Raw genomic sequence first — 3,453 nt, 5'->3', positions numbered from 1 at the left:
CCGCCGCGCCGATGCGCCGCCCGGTACGGACCGGGGCCACCGCACCGTCCGACGACCCGCCGGGCGTGCGGGGCGCCCCGCCGAACACCCGGCCCCACTGGGAGAGCCGGTCCCGGCCCTCGGCGAGCAGCAGCATCAGATAGCCCGCGGCCGCCACCAGGAACCACAGCCAGGCACCCCCGCCGTCGGACAGCCCGGCGGCGACGGAGTACAGCGCGAGCAGCGGCAGTCCCGCCGGGGCCGCGCTGCGGAAGGTCACCGCGAGCGTGTCCACCAGCAGGCCGATCACCAGGACGCCGCCGACGAGCATCAGCCGGATCCCGTCGGTCAGCGGCGCCGGGATCGCGTACCGGCTGACGTCGTCCGAGCCCTGCTGGAGCAGACCGGTCAGCTGCCGGAACGCCTCGGGACCGGGTATCAGCCCTGCGACCGCCTGCTGATGGGCGAAGACCAGGGTCAGCAGCAGCAGAGTCGCCAGGGCCTGTGCCGCCACGGTCAGCGGCCGGGCCAGCGGCACCCGCCGGGCGGCCGCGCCCACGCCCGTCTGCGCCGCCACCAGGAAGACCGCCTCGATCAGCCACGTCGGCCGGTCCACCAGGGGCAGCAGTGCGCACGACGCCATCAGCGTGGCCGCCGCGGCGAACAGGGCCAGCCGAGCCCGCCCGCTCATGACAGTTCCTCCCAGCCGGTCCTCACAGGGCCTCCCTGCCGCCCACCGCGGTCACGCCCCGGCGTTCGTGGTCCGCCTGACGCCACAGATCGTCCAGGGAGGCGCCACGGGGGACGCTCACGGTCGTCCAGCCCGCCTCGCGCAGCATCCGAAGACGCCCGCCGTGCGGGTCCGCCGGTCCGGGAACGCCGGCCGGTTCCCGCAGCCAGACGTCGCCGTCCAGCAGGAAGGCGATCGCGCCGCCGCTGCGCCGGCGCATCTTGGCGACCACCGCGGCCTGTTCCTCGTCGAGGTCGCCCAGGAACGCCACCAGCAGCCCTTCGCTGCCGCCGCGCAGCACGTCATAGGCGCGGGACAGACCCGCGCCGTCCGAGTGGTCGATCACGGCGAGCGTGTCCATCAGCAGCCCGGCCGCGTCCGCCGTCTCCTGGCTGGCGCCGGCGAACCCGTCGGCGCCCTCCCCGGGCACGGCGCTGCCGGTGTCCGTCAGCAGCCGCACCGAGAAGCCCCGTTCGAGCATGTGCACCAGCACGGAAGCCGTGCCCGACACCGCCCACTCGAAGGCCGAGTCCGGACCGGCGCCCGCATAGGCGATGCCCCGGGTGTCCAGCAGCACCGTGCAGCGGGACCGCTGCGGCTGCTCCTCGCGGCGCACCATCAGCTCGCCGTAGCGGGCGGTGGAGCGCCAGTGCACGCGGCGCAGGTCGTCACCGTAGCGGTACCCGCGCGGGATCACGTCGTCCTCGCCCGCCAGCGCCACCGAGCGGTGCCGTCCGTCGCCGTACCCCTTCGCCTCGCCGCTGAAATGCACCGGCGACAGCGGCTCCACGCGCGGGATCACCGTCAGGGTGTCGTACGTGGAGAAGGAGCGGGTCAGTTCGCACATCCCGAAGGGATCCGTCAGCCGCAGTTGCAGGGGGCCGAGCGGATACCGGCCGCGCAGGTCGGAACGGACCCGGTAGGAGACCTCGCGCCGGCCGCCCGGCTCGACCCGGTCCAGGACGAAACGGGGCCGCGGCCCGAGGACGTACGGCACCCGGTCCTGGAGCATCAGCAGGCCGGTCGGCAGCCGCGAGACGTTGTCCATCCGCAGGTGCACACGGGCCTCGCTGCCGGCGGGCACCCGCGAGGGCGACAGCCGGCGGCTGCCGGCCACCCGGTAGCGGGTGCGGTACAGCACCGTCGCGCAGATCAGCGGCAGGACGGCCAGCAGCAGTCCGACCCGCAGCAGCTCGCTCTGCCCGAGCACGTACGCGCAGATCGCGGCGGCGACACCGGCGGCCAGGAAGGACCGCCCGCGGGTGGTCAGCCCGGCCAGTGCCGTACGGACGCCGCCCCGCTCCCCGCGGTCGACCTCCGCCGGCCCCGTCCCCCCGGTGGTCATCAGAGCCTCCGCGGGGGCTGCTGGGGATACGCCGGCACGCCCCGGCCGAGACCGAGGCCGTTCTGCTGCGGCGTGGCCGTGGGCACCGGCGTGTTCTGCAGGATCTCCTGCACGACCTGCTCCGCGGTGCGCCGGTTCAGCTGGGCCTGCGCGGTGGGCAGCAGCCGGTGGGCCAGCACGGCCACGGCGAGGGCCTGCACATCGTCCGGCAGCGCGTACTCCCGCCCGCTGAGGGCGGCGGACGCCTTCGCCGCGCGCAGCAGGTGCAGCGTCGCGCGCGGCGAGGCCCCGAGTCTGAGGTCGGGATGGGTGCGGGTGGCGGCGACCAGGTCGACCGCGTACCTGCTGACCGGCTCGGCGACGTGGACGCCGCGCACCGCCTCGATCAGTTTCACGATCTCGTGCGCGTGGGCCACCGGCTGGAGGTCCTCCAGCGGCGAGACGCCGCCGTGCACGTCCAGCATCTGCAACTCGGCCTCGACGCTCGGGTAACCGACGGAGACCCGGGCCATGAAGCGGTCGCGCTGGGCCTCGGGCAGCGGGTACGTGCCCTCCATCTCGACCGGGTTCTGCGTGGCCACCACCATGAAGGGGCTGGGCAGTTCGTAGGTCTGCCCGTCGATCGTGACCTGGCGCTCCGCCATGGACTCCAGCAACGCGGACTGGGTCTTGGGGGAGGCGCGGTTGATCTCGTCGCCGATCACGATCTGCGCGAAGATCGCACCCGGCTTGAACTCGAAGTCCCTGCGCTGCTGGTCCCAGATGGACACGCCGGTGATGTCGGAGGGCAGCAGGTCGGGCGTGAACTGGATGCGCCGCACCGAACAGTCGATGGACCGCGCCAGCGCCTTGGCGAGCATCGTCTTGCCCACGCCGGGGACGTCCTCGATCAGAAGATGTCCCTCGGCGAGCAGTACGGTCAGCGAAAGCCGTACGACCTCCGGCTTGCCCTCGATCACTCCTTCCACCGAACTGCGTACCCGCTCCACGGTGGCAGTCAGATCTGTCAGGCTCGCTCGATCGTCATAGGTCGTCACCCGGCCCTCCTCGGCCCGTTCTTACAAGGGCCGTCGCTCTGCGGTGGCCCACCCCGAAACACGGACAGCACGCGGAAAGAGTTCCCGAGTGACGTCACACCCCGCATTCTTGCCGCCGTTACCGTTTCGTGTCACTCGCCTGTGGACAACTGCCCGCACTATGTCGCTCTCATGACCTTTTCGACGGGATTTTCGATGTCGGGTGGCGGGATTCCGGGGTGAGCGGGCCGGTCAGGCCGGGTCGACCTCGCGCAGCAGACCCGTGCGGACGTCGAAGACGAAGCCGCGTACGTCGTCCGTGTGCAACAGGAACGGCGAGGTGCGTACGCGCTGCATGGACTGCCGTACGTCCTGGTCGACAT

General features: G+C 72.5%; 3 protein-coding genes and 1 pseudogene. All 4 read right to left on the bottom strand.

What is annotated here, in order from left to right:
• Positions 1-670: DUF3488 domain-containing protein (locus ACWC21_RS04630; RefSeq protein ID WP_450878090.1), on the bottom strand; the 670-nt coding region annotated here is incomplete at its 3' end.
• Positions 671-692: 22 nt separating this feature from the next.
• On the bottom strand, positions 693-2,054 hold the full coding sequence (locus ACWC21_RS04625) for a DUF58 domain-containing protein (RefSeq protein WP_450878088.1): 1,362 nt from the start codon (positions 2,052-2,054) through the stop codon (positions 693-695).
• Entirely contained in the window at positions 2,054-3,091 is a 1,038-nt protein-coding gene (locus ACWC21_RS04620) for an AAA family ATPase (protein WP_450878086.1), read from the bottom strand. The genes ACWC21_RS04625 and ACWC21_RS04620 overlap by 1 nt, the downstream gene beginning before the upstream one ends.
• Before the next feature lie 231 nt (positions 3,092-3,322).
• Positions 3,323-3,453: pseudogene (locus ACWC21_RS04615) on the bottom strand (carbonic anhydrase); the annotation flags it as partial.

The sequence above is a fragment of the Streptomyces sp. NPDC001348 genome, assembly GCF_053597535.1.
Note: the sequence above shows the minus strand (reverse complement) of the source record. Positions and strands in the feature narration are given on the sequence as shown.